This window comes from Weizmannia sp. WK01 (assembly GCF_025905465.1).
Taxonomy (GTDB): Bacteria; Bacillota; Bacilli; order Bacillales; family Bacillaceae_C; genus Weizmannia; species Weizmannia faecalis.
Genome location: NZ_CP109616.1, coordinates 1,348,252 through 1,371,184, shown reverse-complemented (window position 1 = coordinate 1,371,184; position 22,933 = coordinate 1,348,252). Strand labels below are relative to the sequence as shown.

Here is a 22,933-nt window from a genome sequence, read left to right as displayed (position 1 = left end):
CGCGGTACCACCCTAGTAGGCATTCCATATGCCCGCTCGACATCCGTAACGTGGAAGGTCCCGCTTAACTCTACTGGCCTTTTCGGCGTTCAAGGCAAGAACTCAAGGGGGATGTTCAGACTGCGCGCTTTGCCGGGCTCGCACTATCCCCGGCTCGCTTGGAAAGCTTTCACAACCCTACTGCCCTGTCATCGTTTTTTCGTATACAGTATTGAATGTATTCCATTATAGTTGACCTTTTTCGGATTCGTCAAGTCTGGTTTGCTTCTTCTTCTTCGAGCTCAAAGTCCGTGGCATCGACTTCAAATTCCATCAGCTTTTCCCAATCGTCGCTATCAATCAGGTCAAGCTGCGCCTCAATCAGCATTTTAAAGCGCGTCCGGAAGACTTTCGACTGTTTTTTCAGCTCTTCGATTTCGAGCGCAATTTTTCTTGCTTTCGAAAGGGCTTCATTGACAATCCGATCGGCATTTTTTTCCGCCTCGCGGATGATCAGTTTCGCTTCTTTCTGGGCATTGCCCTTGACTTCTTCCGCCGCTTCCTGGGCAACAACAATCGATTTATTTAAAGTTTCCTCAATGGAAGTAAAATGGCTCAGGCGTTCGTTTAATGATGCCACCTTATCTTCCAGGTTTTTCTTTTCGCGGATCAGCATTTCATAATCTTTGATCAGCTGGTCAAGAAATTCATTTACTTCATCTTCATCATAGCCGCGAAACCCTTTGCTGAACTCCTTATTATGTATATCTAAAGGCGTTAAAGGCATGTGGCCACCTCCTGTTCAATTTGCCTTTCGATTGCAAGATTCCCCTTCTTTTTTATATTATAATGGAATTCGACGATTTTTTGGGAAAATCCTGCTAATCCATCAAATTATTTTAAAATCCCTGCCACCATTCGCCACTTTTCTTTCTTCGTTTTGCCTTCCACGCGGATGAGCCGGCTTCTCCCGTACCCCCTAGCTGAAAAAGTATCACCTTCCTCGCACTGGAATGCCGGATCTTCCACTGTTTTCCAGTTCACTTTTACAAGCCCGTGCTCAATCAGCGCCCGCGTTTTTTGCCTTGAAATATTGTAAACGGCGGATAAAATCGCATCAAGGCGGAGCGAACTGACGGTGGCCTGTTTTTCAAGCCAGCGTTGCTGTTGCCCGATGGCCTCGCCCAACTGCATTTTCGTAAGGGTAACCGGCGTTTTTCCAATTTGCCGGAATTCCATTTGAATAAAGTCCGAAAGTTCCGCTGCCACGAAAAACTGAATGCGCCCTTCCCCGATTAAAATATCCCCGAATTTTTCGCGTTTCAGGCCGAGCGCCATCAGCGAACCAAGCACATGTTTATGTTCAAAGGAAACAAATTTGGCAGGGTAATGGACTTCGAATAAGGCAAGATGGAAGTCGTCCTCATCCGGAGAAAAATAGTCAGGAAAAAGCAGCATTCTTTTCCGCTCACTCTCTCTGTATCCGCCAAAAGCCCGGACAGAGACTGCGCCGTGGTTTCCGATCACCGTGTTGACAATCCGCTGCATGCGCGGATCCAAAAAATCCGTCAGTTCAGGGGCATACGCATCTTTCACGTATTGTTTCCAGGTCAGCACCTGGTCAATAAATTCCTTTTCATCCGGCCGGAAATGCTGGTAAATCGATTCCATTTGTCTGACTCCTTTTAAAAAAAGGAACTGCACAGTCCCTTTTTCTGAAAATGGCTCTTTTTACATGAACCATGAAAAAATTTCCGCAATGCCGGCTCTTGCCAAATCCAGGACAAAAAAAGCGACGATCGGAGAAATATCAATCATGCCGATCGGTGGAATGATTCTGCGGAAAGGGTCGAGATAAGGTTCCGAAACGCGCGCAAACAAACGCCCGATGTCGGTGTCCCTGAGATTAAACCACGACATAAAGATATAAATCAGGAGAATGTAAGAGTAAATTCTCATGAGAAGCAGAATGATCTTTAAAATTGAAAATAAAATTGGATCCATCCGGTTTATGGCCACCTCGTATCGTCATATTCCTGTCCCTGCAGGAATTCAGAAATTTTTCCGGAAACTTCTACGTTATCCGGCGTACAAAGAAAAATATTGCTGCCGACTCTCTGGATATCGCCTGCAATGGCATACACCGTTCCGCTCAGAAAATCGACAATCCGCTTCGCCTGGTCATGCGGCATGCTTTGCAAATTGACGACCACCGCGCGCCTGTTTTTCAAATGGTCGGCAATTTCCTGTGCATCGGCATATACCCGCGGTTCCACCAGAATGACTTTTGAAGACTTTTGGACGCTTTGCAGGCTGACCACATTTTGCCGCGCATGCCGGACCGGTTTCTCAGCGGGCTGCTCGGGTTCTTCATACTCTTTTTCCATCATTTCTTCTTCCTGGTCTTCGTATTCATCATCAAGCAAAAAGAATGACTTAAATTTCGTTTTCAGTCCCATTCCATTACACCTCCGTTTGTTTTCCCTTATCCGACAAGCGCAGTGCCGATTCTGACAAAAGTCGCCCCTTCTTCTACTGCAATTTCAAAGTCGTTGGACATCCCCATCGACAATTCGCGGCACGGAGCGTAATCCAAATGCAGTGATTCAATGTCCTGCTGCAGTTGTTTCAGCCCGCGGAATGTGCGCCGGATGACGTCCTCATCTTCCGTAAGCGGCGCCATCGTCATCAGACCCGCAACGCGAATATGCGGAAAATCCTTCAGTTTGCGGACAAAATCCACCACTTGCCCGGGCGCCATCCCGTGTTTCGATTCTTCCCCGGAAACATTCACCTGAATAAAGCAATTGATTTCTTTATCCAATTTTGCCGCCCTTTTTTCGATTTCCTCTGCAAGGCTCAGACGGTCCAAAGAGTGTATGTAGCTGACTTTATCAATAATGTTTTTGACTTTCCTTGTCTGCAGCGTCCCGATAAAATGCCAGACGGGACGGTTTCCGAGCGCCTCGTATTTTTTTAGAAGACCGTCATCGCGGTTCTCGCCTAAATGCTGAATGCCTGCTTCCAGTGCCTCTTTTGCTCTTTCTGTTGTGACATATTTCGTTACTGCAATGATTTCCACATCCCCGCGGCTTCTTCCTGCCCTTTGGCACGCTTTTTCAATTTTTTCGTTGATGCGCGCGAGGTTTTCCGATACTTTCATTTCTCCGGTGCTCCTTTTATCCCAATAAAGCCAAGCATTCTCCCGGTAGCGCCGTGATCGCGCCGGTGCGAAAAAAAGTCTTCTTCACAACAGCTTGTGCACAGGCTGCTGATTGCGATCCGGCTTTCCGGAATGCCTGCCTGCTGTAATATGATTTTGTTTAACTGCTTTAAATCAAGTGCATACTGGCCGGGTGATTTTTCCACGTACGGTAATTTTTCTTCTTTGCCAGTCCAAGGGCGGACAGCCTGGATGACACGGTCATCAACAAGATAGCATTCGCCGCAAATGGACGGCCCGATAACGGCTTCTATTTCATCAAGCGGTACGCCATCCTTTACCCATTTTTCAACCATTTTAGCCGCAATCCCGCGGGTGGTTCCTTTCCACCCGGCATGTGCGATCCCGACGCGCCCGTACTTCGGTGCGAAAAAGAAAACCGGCACACAGTCCGCAAACGCCAGCACAAGCAATATGTCTTTTTCATCGGTATACAATCCGTCCGTATGCGGAAAAGCGGAACGATAATCAGCCGCCCCCTTGCCGGCATCTTTATGCGTGACCCGTTGCACATGGTCTTCATGCGTTTGTTCGGCCCCGATCCAGTTTGATAAAGGGAATCCGGCCGCACTTGCAATGATCTCTCGGTTTTTCTTCACCGCTGCAGGGTCATCGTTCACATGGAAAGCAAGGTTTAAAGTGCCGGGAAAATTTGTGCTTGTGCCGCCGTTTTTCACTGTAAATCCGGCACATAACCCGTTTTTTTGCCAGGCACCGACAGAATAATACACGTCCTGTGTTTTTATAAACGGTTCTCTCATCTCGCCTCACCCGGTTTCTCTTTTGTACTATTATACCTTTTTATCCATATGTCTTCTATAGATTTTAGCATTCAATCCGTTTTTTCCGTACTGATTTTATTTATAGCAAATTTCATCAAAATTCTCTACTTTTTAGCTTAAAAACGAGGATGATTCAGAAATTCCTCAGATGTAACAGGTTTGTAACGCAACTAATAAACTGCTGTTACCTCTCTGTTATATAAGACTGCTATTCTATCAATAACAAAAACTTACATAACAGAGGGAATGAATTTGAAAAAAACTTTAGTATCACTACTGACTGTTTGTATGTTGTCTATTGGGACGGGCCATGCATTTGCAGCAACAACAACATATACGGTGAAGCCGGGAGATTCATTATATAAAATTGCCGGTAAATATCATGTGACTGTGGCACAGTTAAAAAGCTGGAACCACTTGAGGTCAAATATGATCCGGGTGAAGCAGAAGCTGAAAATCCAGACGAAAACGCCTGCAAAAAAAGTTTCATCTTCGTCTTCTTCTTACCGCACGATAACGGTGAAAGCAACGGCTTATACAGCGGGTTCCGGCGGCGGGATTACGGCGACCGGCTTCAACTTAAAAAGACATCCTTCCGCAAAAGTGATTGCGGTCGATCCAAAGGTGATCCGGCTCGGTTCGAAAGTGTACGTTCCGGGTTACGGGATGGCTGTTGCCAGTGATACCGGCGGGGCTATCAAAGGGAAAAAAATTGATGTCTTTATTTCAAGTAAAAAGAAAGCCCTCCAGTGGGGCCGAAAAACGGTGACAATTAAAGTGTATAAGTAAAAAACGGCTGCGCGGCCGTTTTTTTCTTTGTCAGGCCGCGCTTATTTTCTCGGTTCCTGCAGCTGCTGCTGGGTATAGGCCGACTCTTTAAACCTGACGAGGATCACATCGGCGCCGATTTTGACGATGTTGCTCCACGGGATGACCACTTCGTCCTCTTTTCCAAATAAGCCGAACATTTTCCCCGACGAGCCGCCGACAATGATGCTTTCAATTGTGCCATTATCCAGATTGATATCAATATCTTCCACGTTTCCGAGTTTTCTGCCGTCCGATATGCTGACAACATCTTTCACTTGAAAATCTGAAATTCGGACCATCTGCTCTCCCCCCTGCTGTCTTTCCGACATGTAATACAAGTTTATGCACGGGGGGCGGATTTTACGAATAGAAAAGCGGAGGCGTTGCCGGACAAGGATTTCAAAGCCCCCTTTAATAAAGGGGCGGAAATCCATACGCCGACGGGCAAGCGCCCTCCGCTTTTCTTACTACTGTATATTTTTGTTCATTTGTTTGATGGCTGCTTTTTCGAGGCGGGAGACTTGGGCTTGGGAGATGCCGATTTCTTCTGCGACTTCCATCTGTGTTTTTCCTTGGAAAAACCGTTTGCGGATGATCATTTTCTCCCGTTCGTTCAGACGCCGCATTCCTTCTTGCAAGGCGATTTCTTCAATCCATTGCGAATCTTTGTTTTTTTCGTCACTCACCTGGTCCATGACATAAATCGGATCCCCTCCGTCGTTATAAATCGGTTCAAACAGTGATACGGGATCCTGAATGGCATCAAGTGCAAATACAATGTCTTCGTGCGGAACATCCAGCTCTCTGGCGATTTCTTCTGTTGTCGGTTCTTTCGAAGTGGCGCTCATCAGCTTTTCCCTTACTTGCAGGGCTTTATAAGCAATATCCCTCAAGGAGCGCGATACGCGGATCGGATTATTATCCCGTAAATAACGCCGGATTTCGCCAATAATCATCGGCACGGCGTACGTTGAAAAGCGGACATTTTGATTCAGATCAAAATTATCAATGGATTTCATGAGTCCGATACAGCCGACTTGAAACAGGTCGTCCACATATTCGCCTCGGTTGTTAAAGCGCTGAATGACGCTCAGCACAAGGCGTAAATTGCCATTGACCAGCTTTTCTCTTGCGGACGCATCGCCGGCATGCATTTTCTTTAAAAGATCCCTCATTTCCTCATTTTTCAAAACGGGAAGCTTGGAGGTATCCACCCCGCAAATTTCCACTTTGTTGCGCTTCAAATCTTTTCCCCCCTTCAGGACTTCAGGAGCTGCTGTTCAAAAAACAGTATCTCCCCGGGTGGGAAATTTATGCACTGCGCAAAAAGCGGGAATTGCCTGCGGAAGATGCCCGGACATTGCCGTTCCTGCTTCCCGCCCGCCTGCAAATTTTCCTGCTATACCATTTTATTGAATTCTTTACGCAATCTTTTAATAATTCTTTTTTCAAGCCGCGAAATATAGGACTGGGAAATACCAAGCATATCGGCAACATCTTTTTGTGTTTTCTCTTCCTGCCCTTTAAGGCCGAAACGCAATTCCATAATCTGCTTTTCCCGATCCGACAAACGGTGCAGGGCGCTGTAAAGTAATTTTTTATCGACGTTCGCTTCAAGATCCCTTGTAATGATATCATCATCCGTGCCGAGCACATCCGAAAGCAGCAGTTCATTGCCGTCCCAATCGATATTTAGCGGTTCATCAAACGAAACTTCGGACCGGAGCTTATTGTTCCGCCTTAAATACATCAAAATTTCATTTTCAATACAGCGGGAAGCGTAAGTCGCCAGTTTGATCTTCTTTTCCGGATTAAACGTATTCACGGCTTTAATGAGGCCGATTGTGCCGATGCTGATTAAGTCTTCGATATTGATGCCGGTGTTTTCAAATTTGCGCGCAATGTAAACGACAAGGCGCAAGTTGCGTTCGATAAGGATCGAACGTGCTGCCTTATCCCCTGCCGGCAGTTTTTTTAACAGCATTTCTTCTTCTTCTTTGGAAAGCGGGGGCGGCAGGGCTTCATTCCCGCCGATATAATAAATTTCATCCGCTTTCAGCCCGAGCTTGAATAGGAGTTTGTACCAAAAATAAGAGAGTTTTAACCGTAAATGTTTCATATTCATCCTCCTCGTATAATAAGTTTAAATCCAAAGTGGATGTCAATTTCCAGTTCATTCTGCTGCTCATTGACAAGTGAATATAAGATTTTGTATTCCGGGCTCGCCCGGAATACAAGTTCGGACTTGGACGCTTCGCGATGTTCCCGGATAATGGTCTTAGGATCGTTTGGGTCAATGCTTCCCCTCCTTGTAGCCTGACTACTCGAAAAGTCTGCATCCCCAGGTTCTTGCTTGAACGTCTAACCCGTAGGCCGTTCCTCCGGATCTCCGTGCTGGAAATGAGCAGTTCCAGGCAGCCCACGGCCCGGATGAGTTCTCATACGCGAGGCTGACAGATCGGCAAGCCATCTGGGGATATCCCGAAGCGTCCGATTCCATCGATCCCAATACAGAGAGGAGGAAATCATATGCCCTTATTTGTCGGTATTGACGTGAGCTCCAAAAACCTCGATGCCTGCCTGATGGATGGAATGGGGGAAACGTTGGCCACCCAAACGGTGACAAACAATCTTCCCGGTGCCTCTGAGTTAAGAGACGCCATCCTCCAACATGCGGAGGCGGATGACACCATCCAGATCGCCATGGAGGCCACATCTGTGTATAGTTGGCACCCGGCAATGTTTTTCCATGAAGATCCCGAGCTGAAACAGCGTCGTACAAAGGTGTTTACCCTGAATCCGAAGCTGGTGAGAAATTTCAAAAAGGCTTATGCCGAGATGGACAAGACCGATCCCAAAGATGCCTGGGTAATTGCGGACCGCTTGCGTTTCGGGAGATTGCCGAAATCCGTGATTCAGTCAGAACAATACCTTGCCCTTCAACGGTTAACACGGATGCGCTATCACCTGATTCAAAGTTTAACCCGGGAACAACAGGTATTTTTGAATCATCTGTTTTTCAAATTCAGTGCCTTTAACCTTGAAGTGGATACACCGGTCTTCGGCCATGCCATAACGGAATTTTTGCTTGAGGCCTATAGCCTCGATGAAATTGCCCAAATGCCTCTAGAGGACTTAGCGATGTATCTCCAGACCAAAGGCCATGGCCGCTTTAGCGATCCCGAGGATTTGGCCGCATCCATCCAAAAAGCTGCCCGGTCCTCTTACCGGCTTTCTAAATGTGTGGAGGATTCGATTGACTTGGTCCTGGGCAGTTCTATTGAGATCATCCGGCATCTTAAACGCCAAATCAAGGATTTGGATAAGGCGATTGCCCGCGTTCTTGATGGAATCCCGAATACCCTCCAGACCATTCCGGGAATAGGCCCGGTGAGCTGTGCTGGGATTCTCGCTGAAATCGGCGACATTGAGCGCTTTGACGACCAAGCCGCGATCGCAAAATTTGCTGGATTGTTCTGGCCCCGCCACCAATCGGGTGATTTTGAGGCTGATGACAAAATGCTTGCGCGTACAGGCAATCGTTATCTCCGGTATTACCTGGTTGAGGCTGCCAATCTGGTCCGGCGACACGAACCTGAGTACCGCGCCTTTTACCAAAAGAAATATCGTGAGGTGCATAAGCACTCACACAAACGCGCCCTCGTCTTAACGGCAAGAAAACTGGTGCGCCTGATCGATGCGCTGCTCCGCAACGATCAAATTTATGCGCCGAAAAAGAAGGTGACGCGATGAGGTAACCAGGTAACCATCATCGATAGCCTGAACTTGAAAACTTCCAGATTATTCCAATTATCTGGAGGCTTAGTTCAGTATTGCCATTTTTACGACATAGAGCCAACAAAATTTCCAATTCACTTGTTTTTAACCCTTGACATCACACCGTAGGACTTTAAAGTCACCATCAGGCGGATTGCGCAGCTTCTGCCATCATTTGCGGGTGAACAATGCAGCTGAATGCATCATCCCCGGATAAACATTGTGCCGAAAAAGAAATCAGCACTTTTTTTACAGGCCATGTCCGGTTTCCGCTCGTCAGTTGTACCTCATCCGGCTTGTACGCTAAAAGAAGCGATTGTTTCCCGACTGTTTTTGCCGGGATGAACCGGACGCGGCCGGCCCATTCGTCAGGAAGTGTAGCACTTCCGTCCAAAAGACGGGTCGCATCTTCCGCAAGCACCGCAATTTCTTCGGGGAGATGCTCACGGACGGGCAGGATGGAAAGGATCATCACTGGCAGCTTTGTCAGCGGATCATATAACTGGTTGCCGCTATCCACCAGCCCTTTTACTGTAAAATCACTTTCCCCGATGCGAATATAAACATCGACAAGCTGGTCATACTTGATTTTCGCCATTTCAAGCCCCTGAATCCGGTTCTTTGAAAACAGCCATGCCGCCGGAAGACCGAGCGCAACAAACGCCCAGCTGACCGGGTCGCCAAATCCCCCCGCCGCAGCTTTAAGCATTTTCACCTGCATGTCGAAGTGAAAGCTTAAAAAGTAGTGGGCCCCCATTAAAATGCCGCCCATCAGAAACGTGGCAAAATAAAAGGTTAGGAGATTTGAAAAAAAATAGCGCCACCGCTTATAGCCGAAAACTGCAAATACCATGATGCCGGAAAAAAGCAGCTTTACAACCGGGTTACCGGCATAATAAGAAAGCTGCGGCATAAAGCCCATGATGATGATCGCTGAACCGATGAGCCCGCCTGCAAGAATCCGGAGCAGGCGGGCCGGCCGTTTTAAGGCAATGCTTGTCAGCCACAACAGCAGGCTGTCGGCAAGAAAATTCAAAAGCCAGATGGCATCCATATATACAACCAAACGCATCCCCCCTGTCTCCGCCTCAAATGAATCCGCAGCCGTCCCGCCAAAACGGCCGCTTTTGCCCGGGCCGCGTGCCCGAGGCTGCGGAATGCTTGCCGCAATGCATCCTGTGCCGGTTTTCGTATACTAACCCGGTAACGTTGTTGAAAGGTACATCGACTAAGGCTTTACCCGGTGATTGTTGCTGAAAGGTGCATCTGCTGCGGCTTTAAGAACGCCAATCCGGTGAATGAACATAGTGCAAACCAATTTCCGGCTTCCAGGCGAACTCTTTTGCCGATTGCTGCTTCTGTCCTTTTGATTAGATTTATGGCTAGTATAACGCACGCGGAGCATTAAAGTGTGTCAGTTTCTGCTGGCAAAAAAACAGAACTTTTCATTTTTTTAGCCGAAAAGTGTCAAGCATGCTTGCTCGATTCTGTTGTCACACCGATATGCATCCGAAAAAAACCCCGACTGGATATACAGACAACATCTCGCAAATTCAAAACAACTTAGCAACATAAACATAGCTGCGGTGCTCTCAATATGCAGACGACATCTCGCCAATCCAAAACGGGTTTAAAAAGTGTTTTCAAACGCAAAAAAGCCCGTCTTTGCTTTCAGACAATGGCCTGGAAAGCAGAGACGGGCTCTTTCATTATTTTCTTCTGTTCCGGTTTCGCAAAAAAGTCGGAATATCAAGTGTATCTTCACTGTACTGAACGGCGCGTTGCGGTTCAGACTGGGGTTCTTCACGCTTTGTTTCGCGTTTTGCCTGTTGGTTCAAGGCCGGCCTTGATTGTCCGAGCGACGGGCGCTGCTTGCTCTGGGTCTGCGCTTCTTCATTAAAGCCGGTTGCAATGACCGTAACCACGATTTCGTCCTTCAGGCTTTCATTGATAACGGACCCGAAAATCATATTGACTTCCTGGTCTGATGCGGAGGCGACAATATCGGCCGCTTCCTGCACTTCATACAAACTTAAATTTGCGCTGCCGGTAATGTTCATCAGCACGCCTTGTGCACCGTCAATAGACGTTTCAAGCAGCGGCGACGAAATGGCTTTTTTTGCCGCCTCTGTCGCACGATTTTCCCCGGAAGCGATCCCGATTCCCATCAATGCTGAACCTTTATTGGTCATAATTGTTTTGACATCCGCAAAATCCAGGTTGATCAGGCCCGGTACCGCGATCAGGTCGGAAATCCCTTGTACGCCCTGGCGCAGCACATTATCCGCTTCCCGGAATGCTTCTAGCATCGGTGTGCTTTTATCGACAATTTCCAGCAGGCGGTCATTCGGGATCACGATCAGCGTATCGACCGCTTCTTTCATGGCACTGATGCCGCCGGCCGCCTGGTTTGCCCGTTTGCGGCCTTCGAATGTGAACGGCCTTGTAACCACACCGACCGTCAGCGCCCCGAGTTCCTTTGCGATATGGGCAATGACCGGCGCCGCCCCTGTTCCGGTGCCGCCGCCCATCCCGGCTGTCACGAACACCATATCCGCACCCTTTAACGCTTCTTCAATTTGTTCTTTGCTTTCTTCGGCCGCTTTCCGCCCGACTTCCGGATTTGCGCCGGCACCGAGGCCACGCGTTAATTTTGCGCCAATTTGCATTTTAATTTCAGCTTTGGAAAGGTTTAATGCCTGGGCATCCGTGTTTACGGCAATAAATTCAACGCCCTGCAGATCATGTTCAATCATACGGTTCACGGCATTGTTGCCGCCGCCGCCAACGCCGATAACTTTTATCGTTGCCAAAGCGTCTACATTGGTATCGAACTCTAACATTCACTAATCCTCCTAATTCGTATTGCGTATCTTATCCCGGTCCTGCTGCCGGACGGGCTCCGGTTTTTTCGCACATGATGCCGGCAGGCTATTCGAAAAACAAACCAAAGAATTTTTTCATTTTCGATGACATTTTTTCTTCCTGACCGGAAGCTTGTTTTGGTTTGGACTGCGGCTTTTTCGCCGGTTTCGGTTCCGCATACTCCATTCCGGCTGCCACCAGGCGGGAGCTGACATTTTTCCCTTCCAGCCGCGCATTTTTCGCAGCGTACTGGATCAGGCCGACCGCCGTCGTATATTGCGGCTCACGGACACCGATATAATCCGGAATGGCAACTCTTACGCGGTTTTGAAAGACCGTTTCTGCAAGCTCCGGTACACCGGGCATATTTGCAGTGCCCCCTGTCAGCACAATCCCGCCCGGCAAATCATGGACGCCGATCTTCCTCAGTTCCTGCTGGATAAACAAAAAGATTTCTTCTAATCTAGCTTCTATAATATCAGAAATTTGTAATTGGTTAAATTGTTCTTTTTGTTCACTGCCGATGATCTGTACATCAAAAACATCGTCTTCGAGCGCATCCTGGCTGAACGCGTGCCCGTGCTTCAGTTTGATTTTTTCCGCATCTTCCGTTGAAGCCCTTAGACAGATGGACAAATCTTTTGTGATATGGTCCCCGCCGACGGGCAGCACGCTCGTTGTCCGGATATGGCCGTTTTCAAAAACAGCCAGCGTCGTCGACCCGCCGCCGATGTCAACGAGTGCCGTCCCGAGTTCCATTTCATCTTTTGACAGCGCAATGGCACCGGCTGCAAGCGGCATGAGAACAATTTCCGCGATGGTCAGGCCGGCCTTTTCAACACAGCGCAATGTATTATGTAAGATCGTTTTGGAAGTCGTGACAATGATGCCTTCCATTTCCAATCTGACACCGATCATCCCGCGAGGATCATGTATTTCATCCAAACCGTCCACAATGAATTGCTTCGGAATGACATTCACAATCTCTCTTTCGGGAGGAATAGAAAGCACTTGCGCCGCATCCATCACTCTTTGTACATCCCCATCCGTAATTTCCCGGTTCTCGCTCTGGACCGCCACCACCCCGTGGCACGGCTGCAGCATCACATGATTGCTGGCAATGCCGACGATCACGTGGTCAATTTTCATGCCGACCATTCTTTCCGCTTGTTCAATTGCCCGCCTGATGGACAGGACGGTTTCATCTATATCTACAATCGATCCTTTTTTAATGCCTTCGGACCTGACATTGCCAACCCCAATAATATTTAATGAATCATTGCCCATTTCGGCAATGATGACTTTCGTGGCAGATGTACCGATGTCAAGACTCACATATATTTCACTGCTGTTCATACTGCGGCACCTCCCTTTGCCTTTCGATCAAACGCAATCCGCCTATGTTAAAGCGCCATTTTTCCCAATTCGTCTCTTCTGAGGCGGGCTCTTTTTGCCGTTCCGTCCGTGAGTCCGCCAGAAGCCTCCATTCAAAAAGGTGATTATAAACAAAGTATTCTGCGTCATAATCAAATTCCCTTTTTTTCAATCGGACTTTTTTCATTTTCTTTTGGTGATCAAAATATTTCCAGTCTCAAAATATAGCAATTCCTAAAATTTGGTTTCATCATAAGTCTACACTAAGATGGACACGGAGAAAAGCGAAATTTTTTCATGTCTACTTCGAATCGTAAGCTTTAAAATACGAACCGACTTCGAGGTCAATCACACCTTTTTTCTTCGGGTCAAGCTGACTGATGATCGAAGGGTAATGCGCCATCTTTTCTGCGAACGACGGAATGCTTGCGCGCACTTCAAAACCGTTATTCATGTACAGGGTGACAAGGTCACGGTCAACGTTTGAAGGGGTATAGCGGACTTCCGAAATGGCATTTGTGATCGAATCCGGCAATTTTTGCATCTGGCGGATCATTTCATGCAAATGCGTATCCTGTTTGAAACCGGTAAATATCAGGCTTGCGGCCGGAATTTCTTTCACCGTTCTTTTGACGACCGAACCGTTATCCAAAACCGGCAAAAAACCGCCTTTCTGCTGTAAATACCCGATTTTTTGATGCTCTTTCACTTTTATGTAAAGCGTATTCGGCAAGGAAATGCCCACTTTCACCGAATCAACTTCAGGGATGGATGCGATTCTTTTCCGGACTGCGTCTTTACGGATATTCCATATATTCTCACCCGTGGCAATGCCGCTTTTTTTCAAAATGTACGGCTTGCTGACCGCCTCATTTCCCTCTATCTGAATGCGGTGGACGCGGCTCAGCGGGGACTCGAGGTAGATGATCAGCATCACCAGCATAAAAAAAACCGTCAGCAGCATGATGAGCCGCCGGTTCGTTTTTCGGCGGCGCTGCTGCTTTAATTTCGGGATCCGGTCTTCCAGCGAAACGATGTTTTTGTCAGACCGCGCCATTTTGTTCCTCCCTTTTTTATTTGCCGCATCACGATTTGGCTTTTGCGGCCAGATTTTCCATCACTTCATAAAGCCGCCATGAAGCGTCACGAATACCGAGCTTGCGGGCGGCCGCCTGCATTTTCTCCATCTGTTCCCGATCCAGCAAAATTTTATCAATCAAGGATACGAGCTTTGCGGAAGATAAATCTTTTTCAAGCAGCATAAAAGCTGCGCCGTTTTCCACGAGTGTTTTCGCGTTTTTTTCCTGGTGATTGTTTGTCACATAAGGGCTCGGGATTAAGATACTTGGCAAACCGAGCGCCGTCAGTTCGGCCAATGTGGTTGCCCCTGCCCTTGAGACGACAAGATCCACCGCTCGCAACACTTCCGGCATATTGTGGATAAACGGTACCACCTTGATATTTCCTTTTTCGCCGATCAATGCAATTTCTTTTTTGACGGCCTCATAATGCACATCCCCTGTCGCATAAATGACCTGGTAATTTTTTTGTGCAAAATTGGAAAAAGATTTCACAACCGCTTCATTAATCGGGCGTGCCCCGCGGCTCCCGCCGAAAATGAGAACGGTTGGAAGCGTTGTTTTCAGGTTGAAACCGGAAAGGACGCCGCGCCTTTTGTCCCCGATCACTTCCGATGCGCGCGGATTGCCGGTCAGCACCACTTTTTTCTCATCAAAAAAAGATTTTGCAGATTCAAAGCAAATGGCCACTTTGTCAACGTACCGGCTTAAAAATTTATTCGTCAGCCCCGGCACGCTGTTTTGTTCGTGAATGATGGTCGGGATGTGCAGTTTGGCGGCAGCGTAGACAACCGGACCGCATACATACCCGCCTGTTCCGATGACCACATCCGGCTTGAATTCGCGGATGATTTTTTTGCACCGGCTTACCCCTTTTAGAAAGCGGACAACCGTTTTGACATTTTCAAACGAAAGGGAGCGTTTAAACCCCGTAATATGAATCGATTTGAACGGAATGTTTTCCCGCGGCACAAGCCGGGATTCGAGCCCTTTTTCCGTGCCAATATACAAACATTCCGTGTCAGGATGTTTCTGTTTGATCGTTCTGATCAATGCCAGGGCCGGATAAATATGCCCGCCTGTTCCGCCCCCGCTGACAATGATTTTCATGTTTTTCCACCTCAGGACGCCGTGCTGGGTTGCACGGGTATCAATATATGATGTTTGAAACATTCATTTTTCTATATTACTATATTTTAAACGACAATGGGTGCACAGTAAAACGATTATTACCAAAATGTTAACTTGTTGTCAAACGAAAAAAGAACCCCTTTATGAGGTTCTCCTTCCGTTACAGCCGGGAATGGCGGCTGATGTTTAAGAGCACGCCGACTGCGACAAGCATCAACGTCAAAGAAGAGCCGCCGTAACTGATGAACGGAAGCGTAATGCCTGTAACCGGGATCAGGCCGATGACAACGCTGATATTGATCATCACCTGGATCGCGATCATGGAAATAATGCCGACTGCGAGCAGGCTTCCGTACAGATCGGGTGCGCCAAGTGCGATCCGGATGCCGCGCCAGAGCAATAGCGCAAACAAAATCAGGACAAAAGTCCCGCCGATAAAACCGAGCTCCTCGGAAAGAATGGCAAAGATAAAATCATTTTGCGGTTCCGGCAGATAGTGGAATTTTTGTTTGCTCTCCCCAAGCCCCATGCCGAACAGGCCGCCTGGACCGATCGCAAGGAGCGACTGGATAATTTGAAATCCTTTCCCCTGCGGATCGGACCATGGATCAAGGAAAGAGGTGATCCGTGCGATCCGGTATGGAGCCGATAAAACAAGAGCGACAAAACCGCCCACACCAAGGAGCCCGAGCATGACAAAATGGGCAATGCGGGCGCCGGAAACAAAAATCATGATGATGCATGTCCCAAGCATCACCGTTCCCGTTCCAAGGTCCGGCTGCAGCATAATCATCCCGAAAGCAACAAAAACGAGCGCCAGCGCCGGGAGCATGCCTTTTTTAAAAGTCGTAATGTATTTCTGGTTCTCCGATAAAAATTTTGCCAAATACGCGATCAGCGCCATTTTAATGAATTCGGAAGGCTGGATGGAAAATGCGCCGACCCCGATCCAGCTCCGCGACCCGTTCCGTTCAAGCCCGATGCCGGGAATCAAAACAAGAACGAGCAGCACAAAACAGATGATCAGGATGGTTTTCGCCCATGCCCGCCACGTCCAGTAATCAATGCGCATCACGAAAAACATCGCTGCCACGCCGAGCCCGGCAAAAAGCAGCTGCCGCTTCAAAAAATAAAATGCATCGTTAAATTTGTATTCCGCCACGATCTCGCTCGCGCTGAACACCATCAGAAGCCCGGTTGCAAGCAGCGCCAGGGTCACAATGATTAATAAAAAGTCGGGATTCGTTTTTTTCGACGGCATCCGCGCCCACCCCAGAAAAGATTTAGAGCTTCCCGCAAAAACCGGCAACCCGCGCCGGCCAAAAACGGTCCAAGCCCTTATCTTAACTTATGCACGGCGTCGATGAAAATATCACCACGAATTTCAAAAGATTTGTACTGGTCCCAGCTGGCGCATGCCGGCGACAGCAAAATGCAATCGCCCGGTTCGGATAATGCCCATGCGGCCGGGACTGCTTCTTCCACGTTTTCCACCGTGCGGATGACCGGAATGCCTGCTTTTTTCGCGGTGCTTTCCAGTTTCGGCGCTGTTTCCCCGAAAGTAATCAATGCTTTGACATATTTCAAAGCCGGGATCAGTTCATCAAAGCCGTTGCCACGGTCAAGCCCGCCGGCAAGCAGAATGACCGGCTGATGGAAAGCGGCGAGTGCGGCTTTGCAGGCCAGGATATTGGTCGCTTTTGAATCGTTGTAAAATTTCCGTCCTTTGATTTCGCCGATATATTGCGTCCGGTGCTTAACGCCTTTAAACGTTCCGAGCACCCCGCGGATGGCATCATTACTTGCTCCCATCAGCTTGGCAGCGGCGACAGCGGCTAAAATATTTTCCAGGTTATGGTCTCCCGGCAGCACAATTTCAGCGCGGTCCATGATTTTTTCGCCTTTCCACATGATGCTGCCGTCTTTTACCGATGCGCCGTCTTCAACATATTCCTTCGTTGAAAAAGGAATAATTTTTGCTTTCGTGAAGGAGACCAGATCCCACAGTTCCGGCTGGGCATGGTTCAGAATCAGGAAATCATCCTCTGTCTGGTTTCGGGTAATATTTGATTTTGCTTTTGCATAAGCTTCTTTTGTCCCGTGATAATCGAGATGGGCTTCATAAATATTCGTGATGATGGCAATATGCGGCCTGAATGTTTGCACGCCCATCAGCTGGAAAGAAGACAACTCCACCACCATCTGCTGGTCCGCGCGTGCTCTTTGCGCCACCGTGGAGGCCACTTTGCCAATATTTCCGGCAATTAACGGATCAAGATGCGGATCCGCCTGGAAAATTTCATAAATCAACGTGGTAGTCGTCGTTTTCCCGTTCGTTCCCGTAATGCCGACCATCGGGCATTCTGCAATTTTATAAGCCAGCTCGATTTCGGTAATGACCGGGATCCCTTTTTCAATCGCCCCCGCAACAAGCGGGTTCGAATAAGGGATGCCCGGATTTTTCACAATCAGTTCAAAGCCTTCATCCAATAGTTCAATTGGATGGCTGCCACAAATGACTTTGATCCCCTGTTCCAAAAGCCCCTGCGCCTCCGGGTTCTCTTCAAGCGGTTTATAATCATTCACCGTCACAAACGCCCCGAGCCGGTGCAACAGGGAGGCCGCGCTCACCCCGCTTTTCGCCAGCCCGAGTACCAATACTTTTTTATGTTCATATTCCGTGATATTTTTCATGTTACATCCACACCTCGATATAAATTCCTAAAATCGCACACAAAAGGCCTACCGCCCAGAACGTCACGACAACACGCCATTCCGACCAGCCCGAAAGCTCATAATGGTGGTGCAGCGGGCTCATCCTGAAAATTCTTTTTCCTGTTGTCTTAAATGATATCACTTGGAGAATGACAGACAAAGTCTCAATAACAAAAACGCCGCCAATCACAATTAAAAGAATCTCAAGATTGGTCAGAATCGAAATGGCGGCAATCGCTCCGCCCAATGCAAGTGAGCCGGTGTCCCCCATGAAAACTTTTGCCGGATGGGCATTAAAGACGAGAAAACCGAGCACGGCCCCGACAACGGCAACCGAAAACAGGGCGACATCCGCCTGTGACTGGTTCCATGCCAAAACGGCGAATGCCCCGAAAGCAATCGCTGCCGTCCCGGATACAAGGCCGTCAAGCCCATCCGTCAGATTGACCGCATTGGAAAACCCGACAAGCCAGAGAAGAATGATAACAAAGTAAAACCAGCCGAAATCGACCGATTTGTCCGTAAACGGAATCGAGACTTCCGAAGATAAATGGAAGTGGCGGAAAACGACATAAAAAATGATGGCAACGAGAATCTGGCCGAGCAGTTTCTGCTTTGATGTAAGGCCAAGATTCCGCTTCATCACCACTTTAATAAAGTCGTCCAAAAATCCGAGCAGCCCGAATCCGATCGTCACAAGCAGCAAAAGGTAAATTCTTACAGTCGGTTCTGCGAATTTACCGGCCATGATCAGTGTGGATGCAATGATCGATACCAAAATAATCAAGCCGCCCATTGTCGGCGTCCCGGATTTTTTCTGGTGCGATTTCGGGCCTTCTTCCCGGATGCTCTGGCCGAATTTCAATCTCCTTAAAAAAGGGATAAAAACGGGCGAAAGCAGCACGGAAATCAAAAAAGCCATCAGCGTTGTAAAAAAAATCACTTGCTCGATCATGCTTTTTCCCTCCCGTGGCGCCTGCATGCACAAAGCAGCCGCTTCCTGTTTTCCGCATCCGCCAAATCATATGTATGAGGGTTTTTTTCCCGCAATTCCGGTCCGTAAAAAATAAAAGTTGTCTTCATATCCAAATCCTTGCTTTCCATTTTTTTTAGATAAAACTGTACCAGTTGTGTAAAAGCAACAGAAACATCCTCTGCCATAAACAGTGGAAAATCATTCGGTATATAGCGGGGCACGGGTGCATCGTTTTTCCAAAGCGCCGCGATTGCCCCGTGTGCAATTGCCCGGTTAATGTCCGGTTCAGAAAAAGGGACGTATAATCCCTTTGGCTGGTTTACATCCGCAAACACGCTGACTGTGGCAAATTCGAGCGCCATCTCCATGCCGCGGCCCAAACTGAAAAGGCGGGCTGTATCCCCGAATGATAACATATGCTTCACCGCTCCTTTATCATTTCCAGTGCAACTTCCCTGTCATCAAAATGATGCACTTCATTTCCAATGATTTGATACGTTTCATGGCCTTTTCCGGCAATCAGGACAACATCCCCCGCCTCTGCACGGAAAATGGCTGTTTTGATTGCTTCCCTCCGGTCGGGGATGCATTCATATTGCTCACCTTCTACCCCTTTTTCCATCTCGCGCAAAATGGCAAGCGGATCTTCACTGCGCGGATTATCCGATGTAAAAATCGGATAATGCGCATATTTGCAAGCAATTTGCGCCATCACCGGCCGCTTTGTTTTATCGCGGTCGCCGCCGCAGCCGACAACGACAAAGATTTTTTTGCGGGCAAACTGCCGGATCGTTTTCAGGACATTTTCCAGACTGTCGGGCGTGTGCGCGTAATCGACAATCACGGAAAAATCCTGGCCGCCGTTTACGAGTTCAAACCGGCCGCGTACGCCTTCCATCGCTTCCGCCGTTTTAATGACCGAATCAAGCGGCACCCCGGAAACAACTCCGGCTGCGATCGCTGCAAGCATATTATAGACGCTGAACTTCCCGGCGAGCTTGAGCCGAACTTCCCGTTTCTCAAAAGGCGTCACAAGCGTGAATGTTGTCCCGCGGGCGTGCATGTCAATGTTTTCGGCCATAAAATCCGCATCATGGTCGATCCCGTACGTAATGACAGGCACCGCGGTTACTTGTTCAAATTCCTTTGATGCGGCGTCATCTGCATTTAAGATGGCATATTTCGGCTTATCTTGCGGGCAGGAGTTCCCGAGCTGCGAAAACAATAAACTTTTGGCGCGCCGGTATTCCGCCATCGTTTTATGATAATCGAGATGATCCTGCGTGAGATTTGTGAAAACGGCAATATCATAGTCGCAGCCGTGCACCCGGCCTTCAACAAGCGAATGCGAAGAAACTTCCATCACACAATCGGTGACACCGCGCGCGTTCATTTCATGGAATGTTTTTTGCAATGTCAGACTGTCCGGCGTTGTGTTTTTCGTTTCCAGTGTTTCATCGCCGATTTTCATATACATCGTGCCAATCAGGCCGGTCGTTCTGCCTGCATCCCGGTATATTTTTTCGATAATATGGCTCGTAGTTGTTTTTCCGTTTGTGCCGGTAATTCCGACAAGGCGAAACTTGCGGGACGGCTGCCCGTAAAACCGGTCTGCAAGGAGCGCCATTGCCCGTTTTGTATTGCGGACGATAATAACTGGTATATCCACATCGACCGGCTTTTCGGCTAAAATGGCTGCTGCACCCCGTTTGGCCGCATCAACGGCAAACTTATGCCCGTCAACCGTATAGCCCTTGATACAAATAAACAGACTGTTTTTCGTGACAAGCCGGTTATCCTGGACAAGTTCCGTAATTTCCGGATTCACTGCAGGCATTTTCACAAATGGTAATGCCTCTAACAATGTATGTAACTTCATTTTGCTTCCAACCCTTCCTGTTCCAAACCCTTGTTGCTGCATCTTCTTTGTGTATACATGTAAATACAGTCCTTTTCTATTGTACAAAAAAAACGGCCATTAAGCTATGAAGTCCTGTTGATTTTTAAAATGTACGCCGAAAGAGCTTGTTTATGCCTCTTGAAACAAAAACACGGGCGGCCGGACATACGGCGCCGCCCTGTTTTTCTGCATGCAAATCCGGATTGTTGAGCCTAGCGGGGCCCATTCCGGAATTGGTGAATCTATTTTACTGCATGTAAACCCGGATCGTTGAGCCCTCTTCCACTTTCACGCCTGCTTCAGGGGACTGCCGGATCACCTTGTTTCCGGATCCGCTGACATCAAGTTTGAGATTATATTGATCGTTCATCATCTCTTTTTTCGTCTCTCCGATTAAATTCGGCACTTTTACCGTTGGCGTTTCAAAATAACTTTTTTCTTTTTCCGCCTGGTTTTTCACCGGCTTGACGCCCATGGCACGCAGGCTGTCGCCGATGATCGTGCCCGCGATCGGGGCTGCCACCTGGCCGCCGAATTGGATCGTATTTTTCGGATTATCGACCGCCAAGTAGACGACGATTTTCGGATCATTGGCCGGGGCGAAACCGATAAAGGATAAAACATAATTGTTTTCGAGATAGCGGCCGTTTTTGGCTTTTTGCGCCGTCCCGGTTTTCCCGCCGACCGGATAACCGTCCACATAAGCATTTTTTCCGCTCCCTTGTGTGACAACTGTTTCAAGCGCATGGCGGATTTGTTTCGATGTGTTTTCCGAGATCACCCTTCTTTTGGCAACCGGGTTTTTCCGCATGACCGTTTCCCCTGTTTTAGGGTCAACGAGTTCCTTTGCAATATACGGTTTGTAAAGAATCCCGCCGTTTACGGCAGCCGAGACCGCTGCCACCTGCTGGATCGGCGTAACAGAAACCCCCTGCCCGAAAGCCGTTGTCGCCAGTTCAACCGGCCCGACGCGGTCAAGGTTGAACAAAATGCCGGAAGCTTCGCCGGATAGATCCACACCCGTTTTTGTGCCAAACCCGAAATTGCGGATGTATTTGAATAATGTATTTTTTCCGAGCCTTTCGCCAAGTTCGACAAAGCCCGGGTTGCATGAATTTTGGACGACTTCAAGGAACGTTTCGCTGCCGTGCCCGCCCCTTTTCCAGCAGTGCAGCGTCGAGCCTCCGACTTCAACCGCGCCGGAATCGTAAAATTTGTCTTTTGTCAAATTCACTTTCTTTTCTTCAAGGGCGGCGGCAAGTGTGATAATTTTAAATGTCGAGCCCGGTTCGTATGTGCTCCAGATCGGCAGGTTCCGGTTATACACTTCCTGTGGCACATTTTTATAATTGTCAGGCGTATAGCTCGGCCTGCTGGACATCCCGAGAATTTCCCCGGTGCCCGGGTCCATGGCAATCGCAATCAGCCCGTCCGGATGATATTTTTTTTCAGCATTATCGAGTTCACGTTCAATAATCGTCTGGACTTTTGTATCAACCGTTAGTTTCAGGTCAAGCCCGTTTTTTGGCGGTTCATATTCATCTGCCATATCCTTCATCTTTTTCTTCCCTTTTGCGTCCGTATAAAACTCGACTGCCCCTTTTTTTCCGCTCAGCGCATCATCATAATACAGTTCGAGCCCGGTCAGCCCCTGATTGTCGGCACCAGTGAATCCGAGTACATGCGAAAGGTAACGGCCGAACGGATAATACCGCTTGGAATCTTCCGCGATATAGACCCCTGAAAGCCCAAGGCGGCGTACGGCATTTGCCTTTTCATTGCTGATTTTCCGCCCTTCTTTTATTCTGACAATCGATCTGACCTGTGTAATTTCTTTATAAAGCTTTTCTTTGTCTGCATCAAGGGCGTCCCCCAGTTTTTCAGCCGTTTTTGCCGGATCCTTGACCTGCCTCGGAATGATAAAAATCGTCGGGGCACTTTGGTTGGAGGCGATCGGCACACCGTTTCTGTCTTCGATTTTTCCCCGCTCCCCTTCAAAAGGGATGCTTCTGCTCCATAGCGCTTTTGCCCTGTTCGTCAGCATATCCCCGAGCCCGAACTGGACATAGCCGAGCCGCACATCTATAATGCTGAAAATGACAATCCCGCAAAGCAATATAAAAACAAGCCGCTTTCTCACCGTAACATTGGATACACGTTTCACGAGCGCGCCTCCTTCATTTAAATCTCAAAGCAGCAGATTCCTGGGTAGGAAAGATGAAAGATTTCAGCCTTCTCTTGGTTTCCTTTAACCCTGAAAAATCCGCTCCGGGCGCATAAAATGCCCTTTGTTGCCTTTATACCCATTTATATGCTTGTACG

22 protein-coding genes and 1 other annotated feature (1 of these 23 cut by a window edge) are annotated in these 22,933 nt (G+C 48.2%); of the genes, 2 read left to right on the top strand and 20 right to left on the bottom strand.

What is annotated here, in order from left to right; genetic code table 11:
• Nucleotides 1–201 (bottom strand) — a binding site (T-box leader); it reaches 20 nt to the left of the window's first position.
• 49 nt (nucleotides 202–250) lie between these two features.
• The 6 genes from OF158_RS06305 to pgeF all read right to left on the bottom strand — a co-directional run bounded on the left by OF158_RS06305 (nucleotide 251) and on the right by pgeF (nucleotide 3,963).
• On the bottom strand, nucleotides 251–766 hold the full coding sequence (locus tag OF158_RS06305; protein WP_026685108.1) for a DivIVA domain-containing protein: 516 nt from the start codon (nucleotides 764–766) through the stop codon (nucleotides 251–253).
• Nucleotides 767–873: 107 nt separating this feature from the next.
• Nucleotides 874–1,650 (bottom strand): YlmH family RNA-binding protein, encoded by a 777-nt coding sequence (locus OF158_RS06300; protein WP_035181897.1) that lies wholly within the window; start codon nucleotides 1,648–1,650, stop codon nucleotides 874–876.
• A gap of 60 nt (nucleotides 1,651–1,710) precedes the next feature.
• Nucleotides 1,711–1,983, bottom strand: coding sequence for a YggT family protein (locus OF158_RS06295; RefSeq protein ID WP_014095548.1), 273 nt, complete (start codon nucleotides 1,981–1,983; stop codon nucleotides 1,711–1,713).
• A 5-nt stretch (nucleotides 1,984–1,988) separates the two neighbouring features.
• A complete protein-coding gene (locus OF158_RS06290; protein WP_013858990.1) occupies nucleotides 1,989–2,438 on the bottom strand; it encodes a cell division protein SepF in 450 nt (149 codons plus the stop codon).
• Between the two features lie 26 nt (nucleotides 2,439–2,464).
• Nucleotides 2,465–3,142, bottom strand: coding sequence for a YggS family pyridoxal phosphate-dependent enzyme (locus OF158_RS06285; protein ID WP_014095549.1), 678 nt, complete (start codon nucleotides 3,140–3,142; stop codon nucleotides 2,465–2,467).
• On the bottom strand, nucleotides 3,139–3,963 hold the full coding sequence (pgeF, locus tag OF158_RS06280) for a peptidoglycan editing factor PgeF (RefSeq protein WP_035181900.1): 825 nt from the start codon (nucleotides 3,961–3,963) through the stop codon (nucleotides 3,139–3,141). Before pgeF ends, OF158_RS06285 begins: the two co-directional genes overlap by 4 nt.
• A gap of 273 nt (nucleotides 3,964–4,236) precedes the next feature.
• Here pgeF and OF158_RS06275 point away from each other — a divergent pair, with 273 nt between their 5' ends.
• Nucleotides 4,237–4,773, top strand: a complete 537-nt coding sequence (locus OF158_RS06275; protein WP_035181903.1) for a 3D domain-containing protein — start codon at nucleotides 4,237–4,239, stop codon at nucleotides 4,771–4,773.
• Nucleotides 4,774–4,814: 41 nt separating this feature from the next.
• On the opposite strand, the gene OF158_RS06270 is transcribed toward OF158_RS06275, so the two are convergent.
• The 3 genes from OF158_RS06270 to sigE all read right to left on the bottom strand — a co-directional run bounded on the left by OF158_RS06270 (nucleotide 4,815) and on the right by sigE (nucleotide 6,913).
• On the bottom strand, nucleotides 4,815–5,093 hold the full coding sequence (locus OF158_RS06270; RefSeq protein WP_014095552.1) for a YlmC/YmxH family sporulation protein: 279 nt from the start codon (nucleotides 5,091–5,093) through the stop codon (nucleotides 4,815–4,817).
• 168 nt (nucleotides 5,094–5,261) lie between these two features.
• Complete coding sequence (sigG, locus tag OF158_RS06265) at nucleotides 5,262–6,038, bottom strand: RNA polymerase sporulation sigma factor SigG (RefSeq protein ID WP_014095553.1); 777 nt, start codon at nucleotides 6,036–6,038, stop codon at nucleotides 5,262–5,264.
• Between the two features lie 155 nt (nucleotides 6,039–6,193).
• Complete coding sequence (sigE, locus tag OF158_RS06260; protein WP_035181906.1) at nucleotides 6,194–6,913, bottom strand: RNA polymerase sporulation sigma factor SigE; 720 nt, start codon at nucleotides 6,911–6,913, stop codon at nucleotides 6,194–6,196.
• Nucleotides 6,914–7,323: 410 nt separating this feature from the next.
• Here sigE and OF158_RS06255 point away from each other — a divergent pair, with 410 nt between their 5' ends.
• Nucleotides 7,324–8,547: an IS110 family RNA-guided transposase gene (locus OF158_RS06255; protein ID WP_013858393.1), complete on the top strand. Its 1,224-nt coding sequence runs from the start codon at nucleotides 7,324–7,326 to the stop codon at nucleotides 8,545–8,547.
• A gap of 169 nt (nucleotides 8,548–8,716) precedes the next feature.
• Here OF158_RS06255 and spoIIGA read toward each other — a convergent pair whose 3' ends face one another.
• From spoIIGA to OF158_RS06200, 11 genes are all read right to left on the bottom strand, one after another.
• Nucleotides 8,717–9,643, bottom strand: a complete 927-nt coding sequence (gene spoIIGA, locus OF158_RS06250; RefSeq protein WP_080738138.1) for a sigma-E processing peptidase SpoIIGA — start codon at nucleotides 9,641–9,643, stop codon at nucleotides 8,717–8,719.
• A gap of 637 nt (nucleotides 9,644–10,280) precedes the next feature.
• Entirely contained in the window at nucleotides 10,281–11,414 is a 1,134-nt protein-coding gene (gene ftsZ / locus OF158_RS06245; RefSeq protein WP_014095557.1) for a cell division protein FtsZ, read from the bottom strand.
• A gap of 88 nt (nucleotides 11,415–11,502) precedes the next feature.
• Nucleotides 11,503–12,792 carry a cell division protein FtsA gene (gene ftsA, locus OF158_RS06240; protein WP_014095558.1) on the bottom strand — a complete coding sequence of 430 codons (1,290 nt, stop codon included), beginning with the start codon at nucleotides 12,790–12,792 and terminating at the stop codon, nucleotides 11,503–11,505.
• A gap of 319 nt (nucleotides 12,793–13,111) precedes the next feature.
• The gene (locus tag OF158_RS06235; RefSeq protein ID WP_014095559.1) at nucleotides 13,112–13,867 is read right to left on the bottom strand and encodes a cell division protein FtsQ/DivIB; all 756 of its coding nucleotides are present in this window, start codon (nucleotides 13,865–13,867) and stop codon (nucleotides 13,112–13,114) included.
• A gap of 28 nt (nucleotides 13,868–13,895) precedes the next feature.
• Nucleotides 13,896–14,999 carry an undecaprenyldiphospho-muramoylpentapeptide beta-N-acetylglucosaminyltransferase gene (murG, locus tag OF158_RS06230; RefSeq protein WP_014095560.1) on the bottom strand — a complete coding sequence of 368 codons (1,104 nt, stop codon included), beginning with the start codon at nucleotides 14,997–14,999 and terminating at the stop codon, nucleotides 13,896–13,898.
• Nucleotides 15,000–15,180: 181 nt separating this feature from the next.
• Entirely contained in the window at nucleotides 15,181–16,281 is a 1,101-nt protein-coding gene (gene spoVE / locus OF158_RS06225; RefSeq protein WP_026684687.1) for a stage V sporulation protein E, read from the bottom strand.
• A 77-nt stretch (nucleotides 16,282–16,358) separates the two neighbouring features.
• Nucleotides 16,359–17,714: a UDP-N-acetylmuramoyl-L-alanine--D-glutamate ligase gene (gene murD, locus OF158_RS06220; RefSeq protein ID WP_035181914.1), complete on the bottom strand. Its 1,356-nt coding sequence runs from the start codon at nucleotides 17,712–17,714 to the stop codon at nucleotides 16,359–16,361.
• 1 nt (nucleotide 17,715) lies between these two features.
• Entirely contained in the window at nucleotides 17,716–18,690 is a 975-nt protein-coding gene (gene mraY / locus OF158_RS06215; protein WP_014095563.1) for a phospho-N-acetylmuramoyl-pentapeptide-transferase, read from the bottom strand.
• Nucleotides 18,687–19,127 (bottom strand): hypothetical protein, encoded by a 441-nt coding sequence (locus tag OF158_RS06210; protein ID WP_014095564.1) that lies wholly within the window; start codon nucleotides 19,125–19,127, stop codon nucleotides 18,687–18,689. Before OF158_RS06210 ends, mraY begins: the two co-directional genes overlap by 4 nt.
• 5 nt (nucleotides 19,128–19,132) lie before the next feature.
• Nucleotides 19,133–20,590 (bottom strand): UDP-N-acetylmuramoyl-L-alanyl-D-glutamate--2,6-diaminopimelate ligase, encoded by a 1,458-nt coding sequence (locus OF158_RS06205; protein ID WP_035181916.1) that lies wholly within the window; start codon nucleotides 20,588–20,590, stop codon nucleotides 19,133–19,135.
• A gap of 268 nt (nucleotides 20,591–20,858) precedes the next feature.
• Nucleotides 20,859–22,775, bottom strand: coding sequence for a stage V sporulation protein D (locus OF158_RS06200; RefSeq protein WP_026684691.1), 1,917 nt, complete (start codon nucleotides 22,773–22,775; stop codon nucleotides 20,859–20,861).
• Nucleotides 22,776–22,933: the final 158 nt, after the last annotated feature.

Excerpts from the sequence above, each read along its gene's own strand:
- OF158_RS06255 (WP_013858393.1), top strand. The coding sequence starts at position 7,324 with ATGCCCTTATTTGTCGGTATTGACGTGAGCTCCAAAAACCTCGATGCC.
- pgeF (WP_035181900.1), bottom strand. The coding sequence starts at position 3,963 with ATGAGAGAACCGTTTATAAAAACACAGGACGTGTATTATTCTGTCGGT.
- murG (WP_014095560.1), bottom strand. The coding sequence starts at position 14,999 with ATGAAAATCATTGTCAGCGGGGGCGGAACAGGCGGGCATATTTATCCG.
- sigE (WP_035181906.1), bottom strand. The coding sequence starts at position 6,913 with ATGAAACATTTACGGTTAAAACTCTCTTATTTTTGGTACAAACTCCTA.
- spoIIGA (WP_080738138.1), bottom strand. The coding sequence starts at position 9,643 with ATGCGTTTGGTTGTATATATGGATGCCATCTGGCTTTTGAATTTTCTT.
- OF158_RS06235 (WP_014095559.1), bottom strand. The coding sequence starts at position 13,867 with ATGGCGCGGTCTGACAAAAACATCGTTTCGCTGGAAGACCGGATCCCG.
- mraY (WP_014095563.1), bottom strand. The coding sequence starts at position 18,690 with ATGATCGAGCAAGTGATTTTTTTTACAACGCTGATGGCTTTTTTGATT.
- OF158_RS06305 (WP_026685108.1), bottom strand. The coding sequence starts at position 766 with ATGCCTTTAACGCCTTTAGATATACATAATAAGGAGTTCAGCAAAGGG.
- OF158_RS06285 (WP_014095549.1), bottom strand. The coding sequence starts at position 3,142 with ATGAAAGTATCGGAAAACCTCGCGCGCATCAACGAAAAAATTGAAAAA.
- OF158_RS06290 (WP_013858990.1), bottom strand. The coding sequence starts at position 2,438 with ATGGGACTGAAAACGAAATTTAAGTCATTCTTTTTGCTTGATGATGAA.
- murD (WP_035181914.1), bottom strand. The coding sequence starts at position 17,714 with ATGAAAAATATCACGGAATATGAACATAAAAAAGTATTGGTACTCGGG.
- spoVE (WP_026684687.1), bottom strand. The coding sequence starts at position 16,281 with ATGCCGTCGAAAAAAACGAATCCCGACTTTTTATTAATCATTGTGACC.
- ftsA (WP_014095558.1), bottom strand. The coding sequence starts at position 12,792 with ATGAACAGCAGTGAAATATATGTGAGTCTTGACATCGGTACATCTGCC.
- OF158_RS06210 (WP_014095564.1), bottom strand. The coding sequence starts at position 19,127 with ATGTTATCATTCGGGGATACAGCCCGCCTTTTCAGTTTGGGCCGCGGC.
- OF158_RS06270 (WP_014095552.1), bottom strand. The coding sequence starts at position 5,093 with ATGGTCCGAATTTCAGATTTTCAAGTGAAAGATGTTGTCAGCATATCG.
- OF158_RS06300 (WP_035181897.1), bottom strand. The coding sequence starts at position 1,650 with ATGGAATCGATTTACCAGCATTTCCGGCCGGATGAAAAGGAATTTATT.
- OF158_RS06295 (WP_014095548.1), bottom strand. The coding sequence starts at position 1,983 with ATGGATCCAATTTTATTTTCAATTTTAAAGATCATTCTGCTTCTCATG.
- OF158_RS06205 (WP_035181916.1), bottom strand. The coding sequence starts at position 20,590 with ATGAAGTTACATACATTGTTAGAGGCATTACCATTTGTGAAAATGCCT.
- ftsZ (WP_014095557.1), bottom strand. The coding sequence starts at position 11,414 with ATGTTAGAGTTCGATACCAATGTAGACGCTTTGGCAACGATAAAAGTT.